Origin of the sequence: Caballeronia sp. ATUFL_M2_KS44 (assembly GCF_023630965.1) — a bacterium.
GTDB lineage: Bacteria > Pseudomonadota > Gammaproteobacteria > Burkholderiales > Burkholderiaceae > Caballeronia > Caballeronia concitans.
Genome location: NZ_JALQEA010000039.1, coordinates 25,333 through 49,484, shown reverse-complemented (window position 1 = coordinate 49,484; position 24,152 = coordinate 25,333). Strand labels below are relative to the sequence as shown.

Annotated in this window: 18 protein-coding genes and 1 tRNA gene; 11 read left to right on the top strand and 8 right to left on the bottom strand. The window is 65.6% G+C overall.

All coding sequences use genetic code 11. The features are described from left to right. Positions 1-221: 221 nt before the first annotated feature. Positions 222-1,955: a cobaltochelatase CobT-related protein gene (locus NCR39_RS15585; protein WP_250452997.1), complete on the bottom strand. Its 1,734-nt coding sequence runs from the start codon at positions 1,953-1,955 to the stop codon at positions 222-224. Next, the gene (locus NCR39_RS15580) at positions 1,952-2,938 is read right to left on the bottom strand and encodes an AAA family ATPase (RefSeq protein ID WP_250452996.1); all 987 of its coding nucleotides are present in this window, start codon (positions 2,936-2,938) and stop codon (positions 1,952-1,954) included. The genes NCR39_RS15585 and NCR39_RS15580 overlap by 4 nt, the downstream gene beginning before the upstream one ends. 150 nt (positions 2,939-3,088) lie before the next feature. Between NCR39_RS15580 and NCR39_RS15575 the strand changes: the two genes are divergently transcribed. The 11 genes from NCR39_RS15575 to NCR39_RS15525 all read left to right on the top strand — a co-directional run bounded on the left by NCR39_RS15575 (position 3,089) and on the right by NCR39_RS15525 (position 16,565). Then, positions 3,089-3,841, top strand: a complete 753-nt coding sequence (locus tag NCR39_RS15575) for an IclR family transcriptional regulator (protein WP_250452995.1) — start codon at positions 3,089-3,091, stop codon at positions 3,839-3,841. A 115-nt stretch (positions 3,842-3,956) separates the two neighbouring features. Then, positions 3,957-4,805, top strand: coding sequence for an IclR family transcriptional regulator (locus NCR39_RS15570; RefSeq protein ID WP_250452994.1), 849 nt, complete (start codon positions 3,957-3,959; stop codon positions 4,803-4,805). Positions 4,806-5,018: 213 nt separating this feature from the next. After that, positions 5,019-6,860, top strand: a complete 1,842-nt coding sequence (xsc, locus tag NCR39_RS15565; protein WP_250452993.1) for a sulfoacetaldehyde acetyltransferase — start codon at positions 5,019-5,021, stop codon at positions 6,858-6,860. 63 nt (positions 6,861-6,923) lie between these two features. Further along, on the top strand, positions 6,924-7,937 hold the full coding sequence (gene pta, locus NCR39_RS15560; protein WP_250452992.1) for a phosphate acetyltransferase: 1,014 nt from the start codon (positions 6,924-6,926) through the stop codon (positions 7,935-7,937). A 7-nt stretch (positions 7,938-7,944) separates the two neighbouring features. Continuing rightward, positions 7,945-8,769 (top strand): IclR family transcriptional regulator, encoded by an 825-nt coding sequence (locus NCR39_RS15555; RefSeq protein WP_250452991.1) that lies wholly within the window; start codon positions 7,945-7,947, stop codon positions 8,767-8,769. A 221-nt stretch (positions 8,770-8,990) separates the two neighbouring features. Beyond that, positions 8,991-10,664, top strand: coding sequence for a GMC family oxidoreductase (locus NCR39_RS15550; RefSeq protein ID WP_250452990.1), 1,674 nt, complete (start codon positions 8,991-8,993; stop codon positions 10,662-10,664). Between the two features lie 48 nt (positions 10,665-10,712). Next, a complete protein-coding gene (locus NCR39_RS15545) occupies positions 10,713-12,017 on the top strand; it encodes an MFS transporter (protein WP_502800238.1) in 1,305 nt (434 codons plus the stop codon). A gap of 182 nt (positions 12,018-12,199) precedes the next feature. Next, positions 12,200-13,717 carry a MocR-like pyridoxine biosynthesis transcription factor PdxR gene (gene pdxR / locus NCR39_RS15540; RefSeq protein WP_250452988.1) on the top strand — a complete coding sequence of 506 codons (1,518 nt, stop codon included), beginning with the start codon at positions 12,200-12,202 and terminating at the stop codon, positions 13,715-13,717. A 156-nt stretch (positions 13,718-13,873) separates the two neighbouring features. Continuing rightward, entirely contained in the window at positions 13,874-14,731 is an 858-nt protein-coding gene (locus NCR39_RS15535) for an ABC transporter permease (protein WP_250452987.1), read from the top strand. A 24-nt stretch (positions 14,732-14,755) separates the two neighbouring features. Next, positions 14,756-15,775, top strand: coding sequence for a taurine ABC transporter substrate-binding protein (locus NCR39_RS15530; RefSeq protein WP_250452986.1), 1,020 nt, complete (start codon positions 14,756-14,758; stop codon positions 15,773-15,775). A 52-nt stretch (positions 15,776-15,827) separates the two neighbouring features. After that, a complete protein-coding gene (locus tag NCR39_RS15525) occupies positions 15,828-16,565 on the top strand; it encodes an ABC transporter ATP-binding protein (RefSeq protein WP_250452985.1) in 738 nt (245 codons plus the stop codon). 319 nt (positions 16,566-16,884) lie between these two features. Here the strand turns inward: NCR39_RS15525 and NCR39_RS15520 are convergent. The 6 genes from NCR39_RS15520 to fdhE form a co-directional block, all read right to left on the bottom strand. Beyond that, a tRNA-Sec gene (locus NCR39_RS15520) sits at positions 16,885-16,980 on the bottom strand. Between the two features lie 87 nt (positions 16,981-17,067). Then, positions 17,068-17,682: a DedA family protein gene (locus NCR39_RS15515; protein ID WP_250452984.1), complete on the bottom strand. Its 615-nt coding sequence runs from the start codon at positions 17,680-17,682 to the stop codon at positions 17,068-17,070. A 22-nt stretch (positions 17,683-17,704) separates the two neighbouring features. Continuing rightward, positions 17,705-19,708, bottom strand: coding sequence for a VTT domain-containing protein (locus NCR39_RS15510; protein ID WP_250452983.1), 2,004 nt, complete (start codon positions 19,706-19,708; stop codon positions 17,705-17,707). A 36-nt stretch (positions 19,709-19,744) separates the two neighbouring features. After that, positions 19,745-21,673, bottom strand: coding sequence for a selenocysteine-specific translation elongation factor (gene selB, locus NCR39_RS15505; RefSeq protein ID WP_250452982.1), 1,929 nt, complete (start codon positions 21,671-21,673; stop codon positions 19,745-19,747). Beyond that, positions 21,670-23,109: an L-seryl-tRNA(Sec) selenium transferase gene (selA, locus tag NCR39_RS15500; protein ID WP_250452981.1), complete on the bottom strand. Its 1,440-nt coding sequence runs from the start codon at positions 23,107-23,109 to the stop codon at positions 21,670-21,672. The genes selB and selA overlap by 4 nt, the downstream gene beginning before the upstream one ends. After that, the gene (fdhE, locus tag NCR39_RS15495) at positions 23,106-24,116 is read right to left on the bottom strand and encodes a formate dehydrogenase accessory protein FdhE (RefSeq protein ID WP_250452980.1); all 1,011 of its coding nucleotides are present in this window, start codon (positions 24,114-24,116) and stop codon (positions 23,106-23,108) included. The genes selA and fdhE overlap by 4 nt, the downstream gene beginning before the upstream one ends. Between the last annotated feature and the right edge of the window lie 36 nt (positions 24,117-24,152).

Sequence of the window (24,152 nt, the reverse complement as noted above, 5' to 3'; positions counted from 1 at the left end):
GGCGTGGCTGCGCCGCTGCGGACGCAGCGAACGGCGCTCTCCGGCAGCGGGACGGGCTATTTTTTCTGCTCGAACGCGTCGCGGCGGGGGGGGCGTGTGGGACGCGGCGCCCGCGGGAGATCGTCGTCGCGGCGGATGCCGAGCGCATCGCGCAGACGCTTGCTTCGTGCGTCTCTATGACGGTACGTGCGCGATGTTTCCGGGACGCGGATCGTGTTGGTCTAAGTGCTGCTTCTGCGCCGCGCGCCGAGCCATCCCGCGAGCCTGGCGAACAGCGTCATGTCCGGCGGCACCGAAAGATCGACGGCAAAGTGATGCCGATAGAAAGGACTCAGATCGAGTCCGACGCCGAGACCCAGCACTTCCACCGTGCCCGCCGCTTCGTGCTTCGCGACGACCTCGCGCAGATGCTGGTCGAGATAGTTCGGGTCGTTGGCCTGCGCGGTGGCGCTGTCCATCGGGCTGCCGTCCGAGATCACCACGAGGATGCGCCGCGCTTCGTTGCGCGCGATGAGCCGCGCGCATGCCCAGTCCACCGCTTCGCCATCGATGCCTTCGCGGAACAGGTCGGCCTTGAAGAGCGATGCGATGTCGCCGCGCGCCGCGCGCCAGCCGGCATCGCCTTCCTTGTAGATCATGTGGCACGCCTCGTTGAGCCGGCCGGGATATTTCGGCCTGCCCTTCGCCAGCCATTCCAGCTTCGCGCGCCCGCCGTTCCACGCACCGGTCGTGAAGCCGAGCACTTCGGTCACGACGCCCGCCATGCCGAGTGCGCGCACGAAGACGTCGACCATCATCGCGACGGTCTCGATGCTCGCTTTCATCGACCCGGAACAGTCGATCAGAAAGCTCACCGCGCAGTTCGCCGTGGGCCGCTCGCGTTCCCGCCTGAACAGCCGCCGCTCGCTGGGCGATGCGACGACTTGCGCGAGCCGCCTGCCGTCGATGCGCCCTTCTTCCTCGCCGAACGACCAGCCGTCGCGCTGCGGCACGGCGATCGACGCCTGCAGCATGCGCGCGAGGCGCGGCACGTTGATGTGTCGCGCGGCGATCAGGCCGTCGAGACGTTCGCGGTATTCGCGCAGCAGCGCCGCGCGAATGCGAGTCGCGGGACGAATGGTCGTGTCGTGGCGCGCGGTGAAAATGCGATAGTCCTCGCCCGATGCCTTGCGCGCGCTGCTCTCCGCGCTCACCGCAAGCGCCAGCCGCTCGGCTTCGCCCTCTTCGTCGTCGATATCGAACCATGTGCCGAGCATCGTGCGCGCGGCATCTTCGTCGTCATCGTCGGACGATGCGTGGGTTTCCACGAACGCGCTCCGCACGTCCCGCACCATGCCGCCGATCCGCGCGGCAATATCGAGCGCGTGAACGGCATACGCGCGCTGATCGGCGCACTCGCGGCGCAAGCCCGCGAGCGCGTGCCCAAGCGATGGCGCAAGCGCCGCGCGCGTCGCTTCGATCAGCCCTTCGGTTTGCTCCAGCACGGCGCGTCCCGACAAACGCGATGCCACCATCTGCGCAACCGTGTAAATCAGCAATCCGATATCGCTGTCGAGCAAGCCCGACCGGTAACACGCGAGCGACCATGTATCGAAGCGATGCCGGACGTTGTGCCTCACGCCTTCCATTCCGGCAGGCACGCGCGTTTCGCAGCGCAGTTGTTCGAGCATGTCGAACAGCATGCGCTCGACCGGCTCTTGCGGCGCGAGCGACTGGTGCAGCGCCGGATCCGAATGCGCGATGCGCAGCGCGGATGCATCCGCCGCGCCGCGTGTCGAATCGAAATCCTCGTCTTCGCGGCGCTCGCCGCGCAAATGCGGCGCATGCAGCGGCACCGGCCGCAAGTGGCGATACAGCCTGCCGCCCCGGTAATGCAGCGCTTCGTCGCCCGTCAGCGCGCGCACCGCCGCCGCGCACAGCGCATCGCGCCGCGCGAGCTCACGCGGCCCGCTCATTGGGCCGGCTCGTCATGCCATTGCGACGGCGTGTCCAGTTCCTCGCCGAACGCCCGCTGAAAATATTCCGCGACGATAGGCCGCTCGGCTTCATCGCATTTGTTCAGGAACGTGAGCCGCAGCGCGAGCTTCACGTCGTGGAACACTTCACAGTTTTCCGCCCAGTTGATGACGGTGCGCGGCGACATCAGCGTGGAGACATCGCCCGCCTGAAATCCGCGCCGCGTGAGTCCGGCCATGCTCACCATCGCGTCGACGAGCGTGCGCCCCGTGTCGTGATCGAGTTGCGGCACGCGCGCGAGCACGATGCGCGCCTCTTCCTCGCGTGACAGATAGTTGAGCGTCGCCACCACGTTCCAGCGGTCGATCTGCGCGTGATTGAGCATCTGCGTGCCGTGATACATGCCGTTCAGATTGCCGAGGCCGATGGTGTTGGTCGTCGCGAAGAGACGGAAGAAGCGGTGCGGCTGGATCACGCGGTTCTGATCGAGCAGCGTGAAGCTCCCTTCCCGCTCCAGGATGCGCTGGATGACGAACATCACGTCCGGGCGGCCGGCATCGTATTCGTCGAACACGAGCGCGAAGGGCCGCTGCAATGCCCACGGCACGATGCCTTCCTGAAACTCCGTGACCTGAACGTCGTCACGTATGACGATGGCGTCCTTGCCGACGAGATCGAGACGGCTCACGTGGCCGTCCAGATTCACGCGCATGCAGGGCCAGTTCAGACGCGCCGCCACCTGCTCGATATGCGTGGATTTTCCCGTGCCGTGCAGGCCCTGCACCATCACGCGCCGGTTGAACGCGAAGCCCGCGAGTATCGCCAGCGTGACCTCGGGATTGAAGCGATATGCCTCGTCGATCTCCGGCACGTGCGGATCGCGCGTGCTGAACGCCGGCACCTGCAGGTCCACGTCGACGCCAAACAGCGTACGCGCGGACACGCTGCGGTCCGGCTCATCTATCCATGTGTCGCGCATCATGATGCTCGTCTCCGGTTGCTGAGGCTGCAGCATAGCGTCTATTTTTTTCCGGAACAATTCATTTCGTTTAATTCGCCTGTTTTGTCGATGCCGGCGATGCTCGGGACCTCATTTAAAATAATGTCGAACGAATTCAAACGGGAAACGCCGATGGACAAGTCCGACACGCCCACCCTGCGAGCCTTTGCTCTGCTCGAATACCTCGTGCAGGCGGGCAGCCCCATGTCGCTGACCGACATGGCCGAGGACATGGGCATGCCCAAGCCTTCGCTGCACCGGATGCTGGCATCGCTCGAAGCGGGTGGCCTCGTGATCCGCGAGCCGGGTGACAAGAACGCTTATGTCGTCGGGCCGCGGCTCGCGCAACTGGGACTCAACGTGATGACGCATGCAGGCGCGCGCCGGCTGCGTCACGCAATCCTCACGCGGCTCGTCTCGGACCTGGGCGAGACCTGCAACCTCACGATGCTGCACGAGAACGAAGTCCTGTATCTGGACCGCGTGGAGGCGCCCTGGCCGCTGCGGCTGGACCTGAAACCCGGCTCGCATGTGCCCGTGTGGTGCAGCGCGAGTGGCAAGCTGCTGCTGGCGATGCTGCCGCGCGACGAGCGCAACGCGCTGATCCGCTCGATGAAGCTCGAACGTTTCACCACCAACACCATCACCGATACCGAGATGCTCGAAGCGGAGCTGGACCGCATTGCAAAGAAGGGCGTGGCGATCGACAACGAGGAGTTCGTGCAGGGCATCGTGTGCGCAGCCGCGCCCATCGTCGATTCGAAGGGCGCATGTATCGCGGCCATCGCGGTTCACGCGCCGGTCTCGCGGGCACCGCTCTCCCGTGCGCTCGACATGGTGCCGCGCCTCAAGCAGGCCGCCAAGGAGTTCGGCAAGACATTCTGACGGCACGCACTTAAAACACAAATCTGCAACCGGACGTTCCGAAAAATATGACGTGCGAGGCGAATCTGACGTAAAGTAGGTCATCATTCGAAACCCGACGCTCCGGTTCCCGTTCATGCGCGACGTATCCCAGCCCGATCCCGCCGAACCCGCCGGCGATGAAGCGCGGACGCTTCGTCCACTCGCCGTCCTCGAACAGCTCGCCGCAGCCGGGCACGCCTACACGCTGTCCCAGCTTGCCGCGCGCCTGCGCATTCCGAAGGCGACGCTGCTGCGCCTCGTCGATGCGCTCGAAGCCCAGGGCTATGTCACCCACATGCCCGACTCGCGCGGCACCGAGCGGGGCATCGCACTCGGCCCCCGCGCCGCGCAACTCGCGCTCGCCACGCTTGCCAACAACGCCTTCACGCGCGCGTGCCGGTCGATTCTGCGCTCGCTCGTCGACGTGATCGGCGAAAGCTGCAATCTCACTGCCCTCGACGGCGACACCGTGCTCTATATCGAACGTGTGGAGACCGCGGAGCCGTTGCGCCTGAACATGCAGGCCGGCATGCGCGTGCCGCTGCACTGCACCGCGAGCGGCAAGCTGTTCCTTTCGCAGATGCCGCTCGCGGAGCGTCGCCAGATCCTCAACCGTCTCACGCTGACCCGAAAAACCCATCGCACGCTCACCGACCGCGCGCTGCTGGAAGCCGAACTCGACCGGCTGGCGGCGCGCGGCATCGGCATCGACAACGAGGAATTCGTGCTCGGCATGGTGGCGGTCGCGGTGCCCATCACCGACGCGGCGACCGGCCGCGTCCTCGCCTGCCTGGCCGCCCACGCGCCGACCGCCCGCGCGAATCTGAACGATATTCTCGAAGCCGTTCCGCATTTGCGTGCGACGGCCTTGAAGCTGGCGACGCTCATCGACGCCTCCGATGGTCTGACGCTCATGGCGCGGCAGCGTCATCACGCGCGCTAAATCCCTTTCCCGCTACTGCTTTTTTGCCACCGCGCTGCGCGAAAAGCCGTCCGTGTCGCAACACGGCACGCGGCTCAGGCTCTATTTTTTAGAGACAAAACGTTCCGTTTTCGTGAAAAACAGGTTGACGCGCGAATCGCCCGGTTCTACGATGTGCTCACGATACATATTCCGGAACACTTCGTTCCGTTTTGTAATCAACGGAGACATTTCATGAGCGAGCACGACCCAGTCCGTTCTTCCAAGACCACTTCCGCCGATCCCGGCGCGCAGACCGGTCCGCAGGCCATGACCCCATCGGAAGCATTCGTCGAGACGCTCGCCGCCAATGGCGTGACCGAGATGTTCGGCATCATGGGATCGGCATTCATGGACGCGATGGACATCTTCGCGCCCGCCGGCATCCGCCTGATTCCCGTCGTGCACGAACAGGGCGCGGGCCACATGGCCGACGGCTATTCCCGCGTGTCGGGGCGTCACGGCGTCGTGATCGGCCAGAACGGTCCGGGCATCAGCAATTGCGTGACGGCGATCGCGGCGGCGTACTGGGCGCACAGCCCGGTGGTGATCGTCACGCCGGAAGCGGGCACGATGGGCATCGGCCTCGGCGGTTTTCAGGAAGCGAAGCAATTGCCGATGTTCCAGGAGTTCACGAAGTATCAGGGTCACGTCACGCATCCGGCGCGCATGGCCGAATTCACCGCGCGTTGTTTCGATCGCGCGCTGTCGGAAATGGGCCCGACGCAACTCAACATTCCGCGCGATTACTTCTACGGCCAGGTCAAGGTCGAGATTCCGAAGCCGCAGCGTCTGGACCGCGGCCCCGGCGGCGATCAAAGCCTGAACGAAGCCGCCGATCTGATCGCCGAAGCGAAATTTCCCGTCATCATCTCGGGCGGCGGCGTGGTGATGTCCGACGCCATCGAGGAATGCAAGGCGCTCGCCGAGCGACTCGGCGCGCCGGTGGTCAACAGCTATCTGCACAACGACTCGTTCCCGGCAAATCATCCGCTGTGGTGCGGTCCGCTCGGTTATCAGGGCTCGAAGGCCGCGATGAAGCTCCTGAGCCAGGCCGATGTCGTGATCGCGCTCGGCTCGCGTCTCGGACCGTTCGGCACGCTGCCGCAACACGGCCTCGACTACTGGCCGAAGGAAGCGAAGGTCATCCAGATCGATGCCGACCACAAGATGCTCGGCCTCGTGAAGAAGATTTCCGTCGGCATTTGCGGCGATGCGAAAGCGACCGCCATCGCGCTTACGCAACGTCTCGCGGATCGCAAGCTCGACTGCGATGCGACGAAAGACGCCCGCGCGAAAACGATCGCCGATGAAAAGGCCGCATGGGAAAAGGAACTCGACGAGTGGACGCACGAACGCGACGCGTACAGCCTCGACATGATCGAGGAGCAGAAGAACGAGAAGCCCTTTAGCGGCGGACAGTACCTGCATCCGCGCCAGGTGTTGCGAGAACTCGAAAAGGCGATGCCGGAAGACGTGATGGTGTCGACCGATATCGGCAACATCAACTCTGTCGCGAACAGCTATCTGCGCTTCAACAAGCCGCGCAGCTTCTTCGCGGCGATGAGCTGGGGCAATTGCGGCTATGCGTTCCCGACGATCATCGGCGCGAAGGTCGCGGCGCCGCATCGTCCGGCCGTTTCGTATGCGGGCGACGGCGCCTGGGGCATGAGCCTGATGGAAACCATGACCTGCGTGCGCCACAACATTCCGGTGACGGCTGTCGTGTTTCATAACCGCCAGTGGGGCGCGGAGAAGAAGAATCAGGTCGACTTCTACAATCGCCGCTTCGTCGCGGGCGAACTCGACAACCAGAGCTTCGCCGAGATCGCGAAGGCGATGGGCGCGGAAGGCATCGTCGTCGACAAGCTGGAGGATGTCGGCGCGGCGCTGAAGAAGGCCATCGATCTGCAGATGAATCACGGCAAGACGACGATCATCGAGATCATGTGCACGCGCGAACTCGGCGATCCGTTCCGCCGCGACGCGCTCTCGAAGCCCGTGCGCATGCTCGACAAGTACAAGGACTACGTTTAAGTCCGACGCCGCGCCGCTCCGCGCCCGGAGCGGCGTTTTCTTTCTGATGACAGTGAGCCCGCCATGAAAGCCATGCATCGCATCATCGATCAGGCTCGCGACATGCCGATGCGCATCGTCCTCTCCGAAGCCGAAGACACGCGCGTGCTTCAGGCGGCGGAACGCGCGCAGAAGGAAGGCATTGCGCGCGTCGTGCTCGTGGGCGCACGAGCGCGCGCGTTTCAGGTCGCGGATGGCGCGGGCATCGATCTCGAAGGCATCGACCTGATCGATCCTTCTCATTCACCGCATTCCGAACGCTTTGCGCAAGCGCTGTTCGCGCTGCGCGAGAAAAAAGGCATGACGCCCGATCAGGCGCGCGCCGCCGTGCTCGATCCGCTCTGCTTCGCAAATCTGATGGTGCGCACGGGCGAAGCGGATGGATCGGTGTCCGGCGCGGTCAACACGACAGCGGATGTCGTGCGCAACGCCATTCAGATCATCGGCGTGAGGCCGTCGTTCAAGCTCGTTTCCAGCTTCTTCCTGATGATGCTGTGCGAGCCGTTTCATACGATGAAAGGCGGCCTCATCTTTTCCGATTGCGCGCTCGTGGTCGAGCCGAACGCGGAGCAACTCGCCGAAATCGCCATGGCCGCCGCCGACAGCGCGCGCAGCCTGTTGATGGAAGATGCGCGCGTCGCGATGTTGTCCTTTTCGACGAGCGGCAGCGCCCACCATGCGGCCGTCGATAAAGTGATCGACGCGACGCGGCGCGTGAAGGAAGCGCGCCCCGGTCTCGCCATCGACGGCGACGTGCAGCTCGATGCCGCGATCGTCTCCGAAATCGCGATGCGCAAGGTGCATCATTCGCAGATCGAAGGCCACGCGAACACGCTGATCTTCCCGAGTCTCGAAGCGGGCAACATCGGCTACAAGCTCGCGGAGCGCATCGGCGGGGCGAAGGCAATCGGACCGTTGCTGCAAGGCCTCGCCAAGCCAGCCAACGATCTCTCGCGCGGCTGCAGCGCCGACGACATCTATTACGTGATCGCCGTGACCTGCGTGCAGGCGCAGGCGGCGCGGCATCAGCCGGTCTGAGCGCATCATGGATACGCGAGTCGATATCGAAGCGTTCGTTCAACCTGAACCGACGGAAAGCGCGCCGCTCACCGACAACGCCGCGCGCGCCGATACGCCTACGCTGCGCGCCTTCAGCGTGCTCGAACATCTCGTCGCGGCGAGGGGCGCGCTGTCGCTCGCGGAGCTTGCGAATATCGTCGAGCAGCCGAAGGCCTCGCTGCATCGCATGTTGCAATCGCTCGAAGCGGGCGGTTTTGTCGCGCGCGAGCCGGGGCAAAAAAACGCCTACGTGATCGGCCCGCGCCTCGAGCGGCTCGGCGTAGACGTGATGATGCACAGCGGCGCGCGCCGCCAGCGTCACGCCATTCTGGAGCGGCTCGTCGCCGACCTCGGCGAGACCTGCAACCTGAGCATGCTGCACGACACGCAGGTCCTCTACCTCGACCGCTGCGAATCGCCGTGGGCGCTGCGGCTGGAACTGAAGCCCGGCTCGCACGTTCCCGCGCACTGCAGCGCGAGCGGCAAGCTGCTGCTCGCGATGATGCCGCGCGACGACCGCTCGGCGCTCATCCGCGCGATGCGGCTCGAACGCTTCACGCCGAATACGCTCGACGACCCCACGATGCTGGAAGCCGAGCTGGACCGGATCGCCTGCAAGGGCATCGCCGTCGACAATGAAGAGTTCGTGCTGGGTATCGCCTGCGTGGCGGTGCCGGTCTTCGATTCGCGCGGCAAGTGCATCGCGGCCATCGCCGTGCACGGACCCGTATCGCGCATGCCGCTGTCACGCGCGCTGACTTGCGTGCCACGTCTTCAGCAAGCGGCAAGCGAACTCGCGACGACGTTCTGACGCGTTGCAGCATGATTGCTTCGCATAGCGAAGCACGATTCGAAAACCCCTCCGTGACAACCCGAATCGGGCCTCGATTCTGAATCGGTTTGCGCAGTTTCCGTTTCACTTTCCCGCTCTTCCGCGCTTTTCTCTTGGCTTCGCTCGCCGCTTCTTCCACATTGAACGAAACGCAAGCAAGAACGAATCGTTCCAGAAGAAGACTCCAGGAGACACGTCTCATGCAGCAGGAAGTCGATTACGTCATCGTCGGTGCGGGTTCGGCAGGCTGCGTGCTCGCCAACCGTCTGAGCGCGAATCCGTCCAATACCGTGTTGCTTCTCGAAGCAGGCGGACCCGATACGAATCCGTGGATTCACATTCCCGTCGGCTACTTCAGGACCATGCACGATCCCGAGCTGGACTGGTGCTATCGCACGGAGCCGGACGACGCGGTCGCGGGCCGCAGCATCGACTGGCCGCGCGGCAAGGTGCTCGGCGGCTCCAGCTCGCTCAACGGGCTGCTGTATGTGCGCGGCCAGCACGAGGACTACGATCGCTGGGCCGAACTCGGCAACGCAGGCTGGAGTTTCAGGGATGTTCTGCCCTACTTCAGGAAATCGGAGGACCAGGAACGCGGTGCGAGCGAGTATCACGGCGTGGGCGGCCCGCTCAAGGTGTCCGATCTGCGCCTGCGCCGTCCGATCGCCGATCACTTCATCGCGGCGGCACAGGAAACAGGCATTCCCTTCAACGAGGACTACAACGGCGCGACGCAGGAAGGCGTCGGCTATTTCCAGCAGACGGCGTACAGGGGTTTTCGCTGGAGCACCGCGAAGGGCTTTCTCAAGCCGGTGCGCGGCCGCCGCAATCTGATCGTGCAAACGCGTGCGCAGACGCGCAAGGTGCTCTTCAACGGCCGCGAGGCGATCGGTCTCGAATACATGCACGACGGCGTGTGCAAGACGGTGCGCGCGCGCGTCGAAGTGATCCTCGCCGCCGGCGCGATCGGCTCGCCGCAGATTCTGCAGAACTCCGGCATCGGACCCGCCGACGTGCTGGCGAACGCGGGCGTGCAGACGCGGCACGAACTTCCCGGCGTCGGCCGCAACCTGCAGGATCATCTGCAAGTGCGGCTCGTCTTCAAGACGCGCGAGCGCACGCTCAACGACGAGGTCAACAACCCGCTCAAGAAGGCGCTCGTGGGGCTGCAATACGCGATGTCACGCACGGGTCCGCTCACGCTCGCCGCAAGCCAGGTGGTGATCTTCACGCGCTCGTCGCCGGATGTGTCGCGTCCCGACATTCAGTTTCACATGCAGCCGCTCTCCGCCGACAAGCCGGGCCAGGGGCCGCATCCGTTTTCGGCGTTCACGTCGTCGGTGTGCCAGTTGCGGCCTCATAGCCGGGGCAGCGTCGAAATCCGCTCGAACGATCCGCTGCAGTATCCGGCGATTCACGCGAACTATCTGTCGGACGCGCGCGATCACCCCGTCGTGATCGGCGGCATCAAGGTCGCGCGACGCATCGCGGCGGCGCCGTCGCTCGCGAAGCACATCGTGTCGGAGTTCATTCCGGGCCGGGAATACCAAAGCGATGCCGATCTGCTGGAGGTCGCGCGCAAGTTCAGCCAGTCGATCTATCACCCGGCCGGGACCTGCAAGATGGGCAACGATGCGCTCGCGGTCGTCGACGAGCGCCTGAAGGTGCGCGGCGTCGGGCGCCTGCGCGTGGTCGATGCGTCGATCATGCCGGAGCTGGTGTCGGGCAACACGAATGCGCCCGTCATCATGATCGCGGAGAAAGCCGCCGACATGATCCTCGAAGACCAGCGCTATCAGCATGTCACGCGCGTGGAAGAAGCACCCGAAGCCGTTGTTGAAAAGCGCATGGCCCATGCAGGTCAAAGAGGCTGAATACAAGCCTCGCACACACCCGGACATACGGAGACAACCATGAACGCACTGCCCAAAACCGATGGCAAGCAGATGAGGAAAGTCGTCGTCGCCAGTCTCATTGGCGCGACCATCGAGTGGTACGACTTCTTTCTATACGGCGTCGTTGCCGGCATCGTCTTCAACAAGCTGTATTTCCCGAGCAGCGATCCGCTCATCTCGACGATGCTCGCCTACGGCACATTCGCCGTCGGCTTCCTGAGCCGCCCGCTCGGCGGCGTGATCTTCGGACACTTCGGGGATCGCATCGGCCGCAAGAGCATGCTGGTGATGACGCTCACGATCATGGGCGTGGCGACCGTGCTGATCGGCGTGGTGCCGACTTACGCGCAGATCGGCATCTGGGCGCCCTCGCTGTTGTTGCTGCTGCGCGTGCTGCAGGGCATCGGGCTCGGCGGCGAATGGGGCGGCGCGGTGCTGATGGCGTTCGAGTATGCGCCGGAGAACAAGCGCGGCTTCTATGCGAGCATTCCGCAGATCGGTCTCGCGCTCGGACTGTGTCTCTCCTCGGGTGTCGTGGCGGGACTCTCGCTCAACCTCACGGATGCGCAGTTTCTCGCATGGGGCTGGCGTGTGGCGTTCTTCCTCTCGTTCGCCCTCGTCGCCATCGGCATGTATATCCGGCTCAACGTGATGGAAACGCCGGAGTTCGCCCGCATCCGGAAGACGGGCACCGAGGCGCGCATGCCGATCGTCGACGTAATCGCGAAGTATCCCGGCAATACTATCGCGGGCATGGGCGCGCGCTTTATTGACGGCGTATTCTTCAACGTGTTCGGCGTATTTTCGATTTCGTATCTGACGGGCACGCTGCATATGCCACGCACCGACGCGCTGCTCGGCGTGATGCTCGCCGCGTTCGTGATGATCTTCACGATTCCGTTCTTCGGACGGCTGTCGGATCGTGTCGGGCGCGCTCGCATTTATTTCTGGGGATCGCTGGCGACAGGGATCTCGGCGTTCCTCGGCTTCTGGCTGATGAAGAACAGCGGCGGCAACACGATGGTCGCATGGCTCGCGGTCGTGATTCCGCTGGGCGTGGTGTACGCATCGATCTATGGTCCGGAGGCGGCGCTCTTCTCCGAACTCTTCGATGCGAGAGTGCGTTACTCGGGCATCTCGTTCGTCTATCAGTTCTCGGGCATATTCGCGAGCGGCATCAGCCCGATCATCGCGACGTGGCTCTTGCAGCGCAGCGGCGGCGAGCCTTGGATGATCGCCGGGTACTGCCTCGGGGCGGGGATCATCAGCGCGGCATCGGCGGCGTGGGTCGGGTTGCGGCAGCGTCGCGAACTGGCGTTTTCGATGGGTTGACCGTGCTGGCAGGAAGCGTACGGAGCCGCCGCGCCGACCCGTCGGCGCGGCGGTCTTTCATGGGATCTTTCGGTAGATGAAGCCAGGGGCCGCGCCCCGCAGGAGCCGCATCTGCGCTGCGAACTTCGCGTGCGCATGGGCCACGCGCACGCGCCGCCTCACTCTCTTTGCAGGAGACATGCATGCCCACACGCCCGACCGCCACGCTTTGGGCGCAGCTTTTCGAACGTTCGCGGGTCTCGGGCATGAGCCTGCAAAATCAAATCCGCCAGATGATCGTCAACGCGATTCTGAGCGGTCATATCGCACCCGACTCCGCGCTGCCGTCCAGCCGCGAGCTTGCCGATCAGCTCAACGTCTCGCGCAACACCGTGGTGCTCGCCTATCAGCAGCTCGTCGAGGAAGGCCATCTCGTATCGCGCGAACGCAGCGGGCATTTCGTGAATCCGGCGACCGATGAATTACAGCGCGGCTTCACCGCGGCCGGCGCCGCGGAGGCGTCAGCCGTTCAAACGCAGCAGGGTCAGCCTGACTGGAGCGCCCGCATCCAGCATGCGCCGTCGAATCAGCGCAACATCGTCAAGCCCGCCAACTGGCAGACCTACGAATATCCCTTCATCTACGGGCAGTTCGATACGGAGCTGTTTCCGACGTGCGACTGGCGGGAGAGCTGCATGCACGGCCTCTCGGTCATGGAGATTCGCAACTGGGCGCCCGACCTGATCGAGCGCGACGACGAGACGCTCGTCGAACAGATCCGCACGCGTGTACTGCCGCGTCGCGGCGTGTTCGCAATGCCCGAGGAGATCGTCGTCACCAACGGCTGCCAGCAGGCGCTCTATCTGATCGGCGACCTGCTCTGCGGGACGCAGACGAAAGTGGGCATGGAGAACCCCGGTTATCCCGACGCGCGCAACATCTTCCAGCATCACAACGCGCAAATGGTGCCGCTCGACGTGGACGAAGACGGCGTGGTGATCGACGATGAAGACGTTATCGCGCCATGCGATTACGTCTATGTCACGCCGAGTCATCAATGCCCGACGACCGTGACCATGTCGATCGAGCGCCGCAGAAAGTTGCTGGACCTTTCGCTCAAGCACGACTTCATCATCATCGAAGACGACTATGAGAGCGAGAACTCGTTCACGGGTGCGCCCTATCCCGCGTTGAAGAGCCTGGATACGGCGGAGCGCGTGATCTATATCGGCTCGTTGTCCAAGACGCTCGCGCCCGGCTTGCGGCTCGGCTATATCGTCGCGCCGCGCTCCCTCATACGCGAGTTGCGGGCGTTGCGGCGGCTGATGATCCGGCATCCGGCGGCCTATATCCAGCGCGCCTTCGCGACCTTTCTCGCCCTCGGCCATCACGACACGCTGCTGCGCAAGCTGAGCCGCGTCTACAAGGAGCGCGCCGAAGCCCTGACCGCCGCGCTCACCACGCGTCTGCCGGAGTTGCACACATCGAAGGTGACCGGTGGCGCCTCATGCTGGGTCGAAGGACCTTCCTGGCTCGACGCGACGCGCCTCGCCAAGGATGCTCAAGCCCTCGGCGTGCTGATCGAGCCGGGCAGCGTGTTCTTCGCCGATCCGGCCGACGGCCAGCGATGCTTCCGCATGGGCTTTTCAGCGATACATGCGGAGCGGATCGAACCCGGCGTGATCGCTTTGGCGCAGGTGACCAAGCAGCATCGGCCGTGAGCGCGACGAGGAGGGATGGCGCGCGCCGTCGGCCATCCGGGCTGGACCTAACGAATCTCTCGACCTGGTACTACCGGGGCCTTTATTGATTGATGATGCTGGCCTCAACGCATGTCATGTCGCGGACAATCCAATCTGGAACTTGAGGAGACGGCAGTGAGAGTGAGAGCCCTACTCGAACACGGCAAGACCATTCAGCGTTCCACCGTGCCGGGCGAACCCGGACTCGGGCTGCGTCGTGTCCGCGCGCGCATGAATTCATACTGGCTGACCGCCGCCGTGCTGTTGATAGCGGTCCTGCTGTGGCAGGCCGTCTCGATGGCGGGCGTCTTTCCTGCGTTCGCACTGCCGTCGCCGGTGGCGGTATGGCAATCGTTCGTCGATATTCTGCGCAACGGGTATGGCGGACAGTCGCTGATCGGCGACATTTTGATCAGCTGCTTTCGCGTCGCGACCGGATTCGTCGGCGCGGTCGCGATCGGCGTTCCGGTCGGCCTCATGATGTCGCGCAACAAGATCGTGTTCGACATCATCGACCCGTTGCTGCAATTCATCCGTCCCGTCCCGCCGCTCGCCTACATTCCGCTTCTCGTGGTGTGGTTCGGCATCGGCGAATTGCCCAAGGCCATTCTGATTCTCGTGGGCACGATTCCGGTCATCATCATCGGGACCATGTCCGGGGTGAAAAGCACGCCGCCGCTGAGAATCGCGGTAGCGCGGACGCTGGGAGCCACCAACGCGCAAATCTTCCGCAGAATCGTGCTGCCTTCGGCGCTGCCGGAAATTTTCACCTCGATGCGCGTGGGGATCGGCGTGGCCTGGACCTGCCTCGTCGCAGCCGAACTGATCGCGGCGAGCAGCGGGCTCGGGTGGCTCGTGCAGTTCGCGGGGCAGGCGCTGCAGGTCGCGATCGTCATCGTGGGCATCATCATCATCGGGCTGATCGGCTATGCCATGGAACTGGTGATTCGCAAGCTCGAGAGCTGGATCGTTCCGTGGCGCGGACACGACTGAAATCAACATCAAAGGAGACCAGACGTGAACACGAAATACTGGAATCAAGCCGCAGCCGCCGCCCTTTTCATCGGCAGCGCCGCGATGGCCGGGGTCGCCGGTGCGCAGGGCAAGCCGCAAGTCGTCATCGGATATGAGGACAACGGCGCCGATCCGTACATGGTGTCGATGGCAGAACACCTGTTCGAACGCCACATGAATGCCGACGTCGAATACAAGCTCTTCAGCTCGGGGCCGGCGGCCATGAGCGCACTGGCGTCGAACAGCTTGTCGTTCATGTGCGGCCTCGGCGTGCCGCCGCTCGTCACCGCGATCGCGCAGGGCTTGCCGATGACCATCGTGTACAACCAGGAACGGTACACGGACGCGGCTGGCATCGTCGTCAAGCCCGACAGCGGCATCACCAACGTCGCGGGCTTGCAGGGCAAGAAGATCGCGATCGTCGCGGGCTCGCAGGCATCGTTCGAACTGGCGACGTTTCTCGCCGAGGCGCACGTGCCGTACACGTCGGTCACCCAGATCAACATGGCGCCGCCGCAGATGCGCACGTCGTGGGTAACGGGCGCGATCGACGCGGCGATCGTATGGGACCCCGTGTTCAGTGCGTTGCGTGCGGCCGGCGGCAAGGCGATCAAGACCGACGGCGACCTGCCGCGCGGCGCGTCGAGCTACAACGTCTGCATTGCGAACGCCGACTGGGCGAAGAGTCACCCGGATCTCGTGCGCGGCTTCGTCGCGGCGCTCGACGAGGGCTATCAGATCACCCGCAAGGACCCCGACAAGGCGATCGCGGAAATGGCTCGTCAGACCGGCGTCACCGTGGATGTCGCGAAGAGCGAGCTGGCCGGCTACGAGCTGTTTTCCGGGGCCGACCAGACCACGCCGAAAGTGATGGGTTCCGGTGCCGGGGTCAAGACGTCGGCGACGTACGAAACGCTGGTCAATACCGCCAAGGTGCTCAACTCCATCGGACGCATTCAGTCGGTGCCGTCGAGCTTCGAGACCAACGTCGCGCCGCAGTATTCGCAGCCGCTGGCCCATTGAATCGTCGAGTCATTGCGCCGGGGGCAACGCGCTCGCCAGGCAGGAGACTGATTTGAACATCGTCATCGATTCCCTGTACAAGTCCTTCGGCGGGACGTCCGCGCTGGAGAATATCAATCTGCAATTCCAGGGCGGCGAGTTCGTCACCGTGCTCGGTGCATCCGGCTGCGGCAAGACGACCTTGCTGCATCTTCTGGCCGGCCTCACGTCCCCCTCGCGCGGGAGCATCTTTATCGACGGCGAAGTCAAGGACCGACCCGGTGAAGACCGCGTCGTCGTATTCCAGCAGGCCGGGTTGTTCCCATGGCTCAGCGTCGAAGAGAATATCGAGTTCGGTCTCTCGCTGCATTCGGTTTCGAAGGCCGAACGCCGGCGCGCGTCGGCGGACATTCTGCGTACGATCGGTCTCGAAGGCTTCGCGCAGCACAAGCCCTACGAACTGTCCGGGGGCATGCAGCAGCGCGTGGCGATTGCGCGAGCGCTCGTCATGAAGCCGAAGGTCCTGCTGATGGACGAGCCGTTCGGCGCACTGGATGCCCAAACCCGCAGCGCGATGCAGACGTTCTTGACCGCTCTGTGGGACCAGTTGCGATGCACCATCGTTTTTATCACGCATGACATAGACGAAGCGATCTTTCTCGGCACGCGGCTCGTCGTGCTTTCGTCGAGACCGGGACGCGTCGCGATAGACGTGCCGATAGAACTGGAACGGCCGCGCACGCCCAAGGTCGCCTTCGAACCGCGCTTTCTCGAACTCAAGAAATGCGCGATGGGCATTCTCGCGCATTGAGTTCGATGGCGGTGGGTTCATGCGCTGGGGAAGCGTACTTACGACGCGGGTCCAAGTACAGCGGGATCGCACATTACGGCGCGCCATCGCTGGAATGCACGCGCTTCATGGAGGCATCGCACGGAGATACTTCGCGATCTGCAACGCACTCAATCGATGAAGCAGACGCCCCGCCATCTCTACCCCTACCCGCACAAGACGGTGCAATTTCGCGGGTAGAGGCGAGAGCGAGCAAGAGACTTTTTACCCGCAAACCCCTATCGCGCAAGGTATGTGCGGGTGACCGTGAGAGCGTGCGAGAGTACTTGAGACCGCGCATTGGCGGAAGGCAGCAGGAGTCGAACCTACCTGGGAGTGTCTGACACCCCCAACTGGGTTTGAAGCCCAGCCGCACCACCGGATACGGATGCCTTCCTCGAGGAGCGAAAAACGAGGATGAGAAGAGAGAGCAAGCGATTATAACGGCGGCATGCATCGAACGCAGGAAGCGCATCACCGCGCATCACTCGCCGGCGCGATCACGCGGCTGTCGCCGGCGCAGCAGCCGATACGCGCACACCAGAAACGCAAGCAGCACCAGCAAGTCGATCATCGTCGCGCCGTGCGTCTGCAATTCGCCGAGCACGACGTGCAATTCCCGCTGAAACAGCGCGCCGCCCAATATCCAGAACGCCGCCCACAAAACGATCCCCGCCGCATCCCAAAGAAAGAAGACGGGCGCGGCGATCTGCGTCGTGCCCATCAGCGGCGGCGTGACGAGCCCGAGTCCCGGCACGAACTTCGATACCGCCACGATCGGCGCGCCGTGCCGCCCGAAAAGCTCGTTCGTCGTGCGCATGCCGGTGTCCAGTGCATACGACCGCCGCGACAACGCCGCGACGAGCCGCCGCCCATATAGACGCCCCGCCGAAAACCAGACGGCATCGCCGAGCAGCGCGCCGCCCATCGCTGCGAGCATCACGTGCCAGAACGACAACTGCCCGCCCGCGATCACGGACCCCGCGAACACGAGCAGCGGCGCGGACGGCAACGGCACGCCCAGGCGCGTCAACAGCACGTTGACGAAAACCGCCGCCGCGCCCCACTGCGTTATCGCCGATGGCGGAATCTGGATCAACCCGCGCCTCCGCCTCGTACGCTCATTTCGGTCTCGATTCGACAAGCATCACCGGCACGCTGCCGCACCCCGCGCTCGTCGCAATTTCGATGCCGCGCCACGGCGATGCATCGCCATGATCGAGCGCCATCGGATCCACGCGACGGTCCGGCCGCAGCACGTTGAACGGCCACGAAGGCCGCCGCAGCCGTTCATGCACCACCGATCCCAACCAGACCGGCGCCGGCGTCGCGCCCGCGTGCGCGCGCACCGCATAGTTCGTCGGCCAGAAACGCAGCACGTCGCGCTGATCCGGCCCGCGCGGCGAACGCGTGAACACGAGCTTCGACGGCTCGCCGTTGTTCAGGCGCGGCAGCGCGGGCAGCGCGGTCGCCGGCGCATTCGGCGACACCACCGACATCACGCTTTTCATCGTCACGCCCGTGACCTCCGTCCAGCCGCGGCTCGTCAACTGCGCGCGAATTTCGGCGGGCGTCGCGGCCCATTGCACGGTGATCGGTTCGCGCCGGTCGCCGTCCAGACTCGACCGGTAACACGAAAACTGCCGCCAGACCGTGTCCATCCATTCGATCGGCGTGATGACGACCGTCGCGGGCGCCGCGCTGTGCGCCTCGGTGTCGTCGCTCACTTGAAGCGCGACGCTCGCGGAAATCACGGCCAGCACCGCGAACGGCATCAGCGGACGCGGCTTCGGCTTGCCCGGATTACGCCACACGGCGGTCAGCGCGATCAGGAACACCCAGCTCGCGGCGAGCGCGGCGCTGCCGAGCGCGTCGGATATCGTGAAGCGGCCGAAGTACAGGCCCGCCAGCGCGACCGCCGTGACGATGCCCGATGTCGCCGTCGCGATGAACACGCCCGTCAGCATGCCGACGCGCCGCAGCAGCAGAAACGCGAGAAAGCCGTAGATGACGACGGTCGCGGCGAGATGGCTGCTCGGGAACGTGCGTCCGGCGGGCGCGAACGAGATCGGCAGCGGCTGATGCGTCGTGAAGCGGATCACCGCGACGAGCAGTTGCGAGAACACGACCGCCGCGAGCCAGTACGCGACCGTGCGCCAGCGCCGCTCTAGAACCATCCATACGATGACCATCGCGGCGAGCGCGAGCAGCGTCGGCATGCTGCCGAGCGCGGCGGCGGCATCGAGAATGGAATCGGCCCACGTCGAGCGGAACGATTGCAACAGGCGATAGATGGACGCATCGACCTGAACGAGCGACGATCCGCGCGTCACATTCGTCAGCACATAGAAGAACAGCACCGCCGACGCGAGCAGCAGCACCGAGATGATCGCGATGAGTCCGGTCGCCGGATTGCCGGGATCGAGCGCGCGGGCGGCGAGCCGCGCGGGCAACGCGTCCCTGCGTTGCGCCCACGCCAGCAGGCGCTCGCGCGAGGCGACGGTCCATTCCTTCGCATGCGAGACGGCGACGCGCGCGAGGTTGAACACGAGCCACGCGAGTGCCGTCACGACGATGAGAATCACGACGAGCCGGATCGACACCGCGCCCGCCAGTTCGATCGACGCGCCGAACACGACGCCCGGCAGGATATGCAGCGGCGCCCAGATCAGCGCGCTCACGACGTTGACCACGAAAAAGCGCGCGGGCGGCATGCCCGAAATGCCCGCGACGACCGGCACCACCGCGCGCATCGGACCGACGAAACGCGCGAGCACGACGCTCTTCGCGCCGTGCGCCTCGAAATAGCGCTTGCCGGCGGCGAGCGCGCCGGGATGCCGCCGAAACGGCCACATCTGCGTGATCGTGGCCGCATGGCGCGCGCCGAGCCAGAAGCTGGCGGCATCGCCGGCAATGGCGCCGACGATCGCGCAGACCATCACCCAGCCGAGATTCAGCGCGCCCGCGCCGACGAGCGCACCGGCGACGAACATCGCCGTGCTGCCGGGCACGAAAGTGCCGATGAACGCGAGCGATTCGAGGAACGACGCGAGCAGCACCACCGCGAGCGCCCACTCGGGATGGCCCGACAGCAGATGCAGCAAGTGGTAGTAGGCATGCTCCATCGTTCGCCCTGGCGCGGGAGCGGCCCGTGCGGCCGGTCAGACTGACTCGTGCCAGCGGCTATCGGCGCGCAACAGGTGAAGGTCGCGGTGAAAGCGAGTGTAACCAACCCTGTCGAAGAACTCCAAAACCTGGATCGCGCGCTTGCGGCCGAGGCCGGTCGCATCGCGGAATTCGGCCGCGCCGATGGCGTCCGCCGCGCCGTCGCGAACCCGCGCGTGTTGCGCCGCGAGCCGCGCCAGTTCCGCGATCGACGCCCGCGAATAGAACAGGTCCCGCACCACCTGGAACAGATCGCCGCGCCGCGCGAGCTTGCGCAAGAGGCGCCGCATGTCGTCTTCCTGCGCGCCGTGCGCCTTCGCGAGATCGCGCATCCACGGCGGATCGAAACGGCCGCGCTCGATCGATTCCAGCACCGCGCCGGCCAGCGCTTGCTCGGCGGCATCGAGCGCCACCGTATGCGATGGCAAATGCAGCCACGGCCCGCTGCGCGCGATGGCGCCGCTCGCCACGGCATCGTCGATGAGCGCGCGCCATAGCGCATCCGGCGCGAGCGGCGCGGCCATGCGGCGCAGGCGCGCCGCGTCGGGGCCTTGTTCGTCGGGAAAGCGTTCGTGGAAGGCGGCGAGCGCATCGGTCAGGCGCGCGGCGAGCGCGTTCCAGTGCGCGGCGGAAATGAAGAGCGCGTCGTCGTGGACGGGCACGCGGCGCAAATCCGCCGGCAACGCGACCGATGCCGCCGGCTTCCCGCACAAGTGTTCGACGAGCGAGCGCGGCAAACCGAACGGCGACTGGTCGAAGAGCGCATCGGCGCGCGCCGTGTCGAGCCAGAGCGCGAGCGCATCGAGCCACGCGCGGCGCTGCGGCGTGCGGCGCTTGCGCGCGGGCGCGAACGGATCGAGCACGCGTCCGCCGCCTACCGTCCGGCTCGCCTGCGCATTGCGCACGATGAAGCGATCGCCCGGCAGCGCGCACGCCGGCTGCTCGAACACGAGCTGCACGCGCGCCGCCTGCCCCGCCGCGAGCGTGTCCGCTTCGAGCAGCGCGACGTGCGCCACGCGATGCGTCGTGCCGAGATGCACGTGCAGCGGCGCCCAATGCGTGAGCGTGATGCCGGCATCCGCGAGCAGCGTCAGTTCGACATCGATCCGCTCCGACGCCCGCGCGATCCGCGCATCGACGATCCAGTCGCCGCGCGAAAGCGCGTCCTTCTCGATGCCCGCGAGATTGAGCGCGCATCGCTCGCCCGCGCGCCCGGTCTGCGCCGCGCGGTTCTGCGCGTGAATGCCGCGCACGCGCACCGGCTCGCTGCCGGCCTCGCGCGGCGCGAGCGCGATCACGTCGCCGACGTTCGCGCGGCCCGCGAACACGGTGCCCGTCGCGATCGTGCCCTGCCCCGACAGCGTGAACACGCGATCCACCGCCAGCCGGAAAAAGCCGTCGTCGCGGCGCATGGCCCAGTGCGCGGCGGCGTCGCGCAGATACGCGTCGAGCGCGGCGACGCCGGCATCGTCGGGCGTGGTGGCGTTCGTGTCGAAGAATGGGGAATCGTGCAGCGGCGTGTCGGCGAGCAGCGCGCGGATTTGCGCATGCACGTCGCGCACGCGGGCTTCATCGACGCGATCGGCTTTCGTCACCGCGACCGCGCCGCGCGTCACGCCGAGCAGTTGCAGAATCGCGAGATGCTCGCGCGTCTGCGGCATCACGCCGTCGTCGGCGGCGATCACGACAAGCGCGAAGTCGATGCCGCACGCGCCCGCCGCCATCGTGTGCACGAGCTTTTCGTGGCCGGGCACGTCGATGAAACCGAGCATGCCGCCGCCTTCGAGCGGCACGTACGCGTAGCCGAGTTCGATGGAAATGCCGCGCGCCTTCTCTTCCTTCAGGCGATCCGTATCGACGCCCGACAGCGCGCGCACGAGCGTGGTCTTGCCGTGGTCGATGTGCCCCGCCGTCCCGACGATCATGCGCCCTCGCCTTCGAACTGGGCGATGAACGCGGCTTCGTCGAATTCTTCGAGGCAGCGCAGATCGAGCCACAGCGCGCCATCCGCGATGCGTCCGATCACCGGGCGCGGCAACGCCCGCAGCTTCTTTTCGATGCGGTTCAGGTGACCGCCCGCGCGCTTGCCGCCCACGAGCCGCACGGTGAGGCCGTAGCTCGGCAACACGTCGACGGGCAACGCGCCGCTGCCGATCTGGCTGAACATCGGCTCGCACGCGACGGCGAACGCATCGCCCGTCATGCGCTGCAGCGCGGGCTGGATGCGTTCGGCGGCGAGCCGCATGGCGTCGGCGGGACGCGTGAGCAGGCGCAACGTGGTGAGGCGCGTCTGCAGCGTCTCCGGCGAACGATAAAGCCGCAGCACCGCTTCGAGCGCCGCGAGCGTCAGCTTGCCGACGCGCAGCGCGCGCTTCAGCGGATGCTTCTTGATCTTCGCGATCAGATCCTTGCGCCCGACGATCAGCCCCGCCTGCGGCCCGCCGAGCAGCTTGTCGCCGCTGAACGTGACGAGATCCGCGCCCGCCTCGACGGTTTCGCGCACGGTCGCTTCGCGCGGCAAGCCCCATTGCGCGAGATCGACGAGCGTGCCGCTGCCGAGATCCACCGCGACGGGCAGGCCGCGTTCGCGCGCGAGCGGCGCGAGTTCGGCGGTCGTCACTTCCTTCGTGAAGCCGCTCACCGCGTAGTTGCTGCAATGCACTTTCATGACGAGCGCGGTCTTCGCGTTGATCGCTTCGTCGTAATCCTTCAGATGCGTGCGATTCGTCGTGCCGACTTCGCGCAGCTTCGCGCCCGCGCGGCTCATGATGTCGGGAATGCGAAACGCGCCGCCGATCTCCACCAGCTCGCCGCGCGAGACGATCACCTCCTTGCGCGGCGCGAGCGCGGACAGCGTGAGCAGCACCGCCGCCGCGTTGTTGTTCACGACGGTCGCGGCTTCCGCGCCCGTCAGCTCGCAAATGAGTTCGTTGACGAGGTCGTCGCGATCGCCGCGCGCGCCGGTATCGAGATCGAATTCGAGATTCGCGGGCCGCGTGAGCACGTCGGCGACCGCGCGCACCGCTTCGTCGGGCAAAAGCGCGCGGCCGAGATTCGTGTGCAGCACCGTGCCCGTCAGATTGAACACGCTCTTCACGCGGCTTTGCGTGTGCTTCGCGAGCCGCAGGCTGACGGCGTGGCCGAGCATGGTGTCCGTGAGCGCTTCGACGGACGCGCGGCCGGCTTGCGCGTCGGTGCGCCAGGCGTCGAGCGTCGCGCGCAGCATCGTGAGCGTCTGCGTGCGCCCGTAATCGGCGATGAGCGGCTCGAACACCGCCGACGCCATCACGCGCTCCACCGACGGCACCCGGGCCATCAGCGCGCGCAGTTCGCTTCCGTCGCCGCCGGTCACGTCGCTCATGCTTCTTCGTCCGATGCGCCCGGTCCGTTCGCCTCGCCCGGCTGCTCCGGCCAGAGCCACGGATGCGGCGACGCGCGCTGGAAACCGGCGTCGCTCATCAGCAGGTCGAGCGTGAGGCTCGCGAGGTCGTCGGCGAAGGGTTCGAAGTCGTACGCCTTGTCCTGATAGCCGATCTTGCGATACGTGCCGCATTCGTCGCACGACTCCGCCTTCAGCGGCGCGTTGCGCGCGCGCTCGGCCCTGGCCTGTTCCTCCTCGGGCGCCTGCTCGGCGGCGTCCATCGCGTGATAGGCAATGCCTTTCGTCGAATCGCAGTTGGAGCACTTCGCGCGGACCACGTGCCATTCGGTCGAGCAGAGGCCGCATTGCACGTAGCGATAGCCATCGTGCACGCCGCCGACGCGCACGATGCTCGCGACCGGCATGGTGCCGCACACGGGACAGACGCCGGGCGCGTCGACGTACGGCACGTCCGTTGCGGCGATGCGGCTCGCGACATCGGTCCACAGCACTTGCAGCGCGGCCATGATGAACGGCGCGCCGGCCGGCTCGATGTCGGCGAGACGCAGCGAGAGGATGGCGTCGGCCTGGGCGTCGAGCGCGGCGGCTTCGGTCGTGCGCAGACGCGCGACGAGTTGCGCGAGCGCGGGCGTGAGCGCGCCGGCCGTCTCGATGCGCTCGAGCAGCATGAACAGCACGTCGCGCCAGGCGGGATCGCGCGCGTCGGTGAGCGCGGGCACGATCGGCATGGAATGACGCTGATTCAGCTCGATCGATTCGCGCGAGGGCATGGGCGCGGAGAAATCGGCGAGCACGCGTTGTTGCGCATCGGCGAGCGCGGCCATCAGGCGCAGATAGCCCGAGATGGGATTGTTCGCGTCGGCGAGTTGCCGCAGGCGCGCGGCGCGCGCGCTGAAAACGGTTGCGCGTTCCGGCATGCGCAGCCGGGGAATGGCCGACTGATCGAGCGATTCGATCGAGCCGGCTTCGAGTATGCGTTGAACCACTTGGGTGTGTCCTCGGAATGCCTGGGGGCGCCGCGG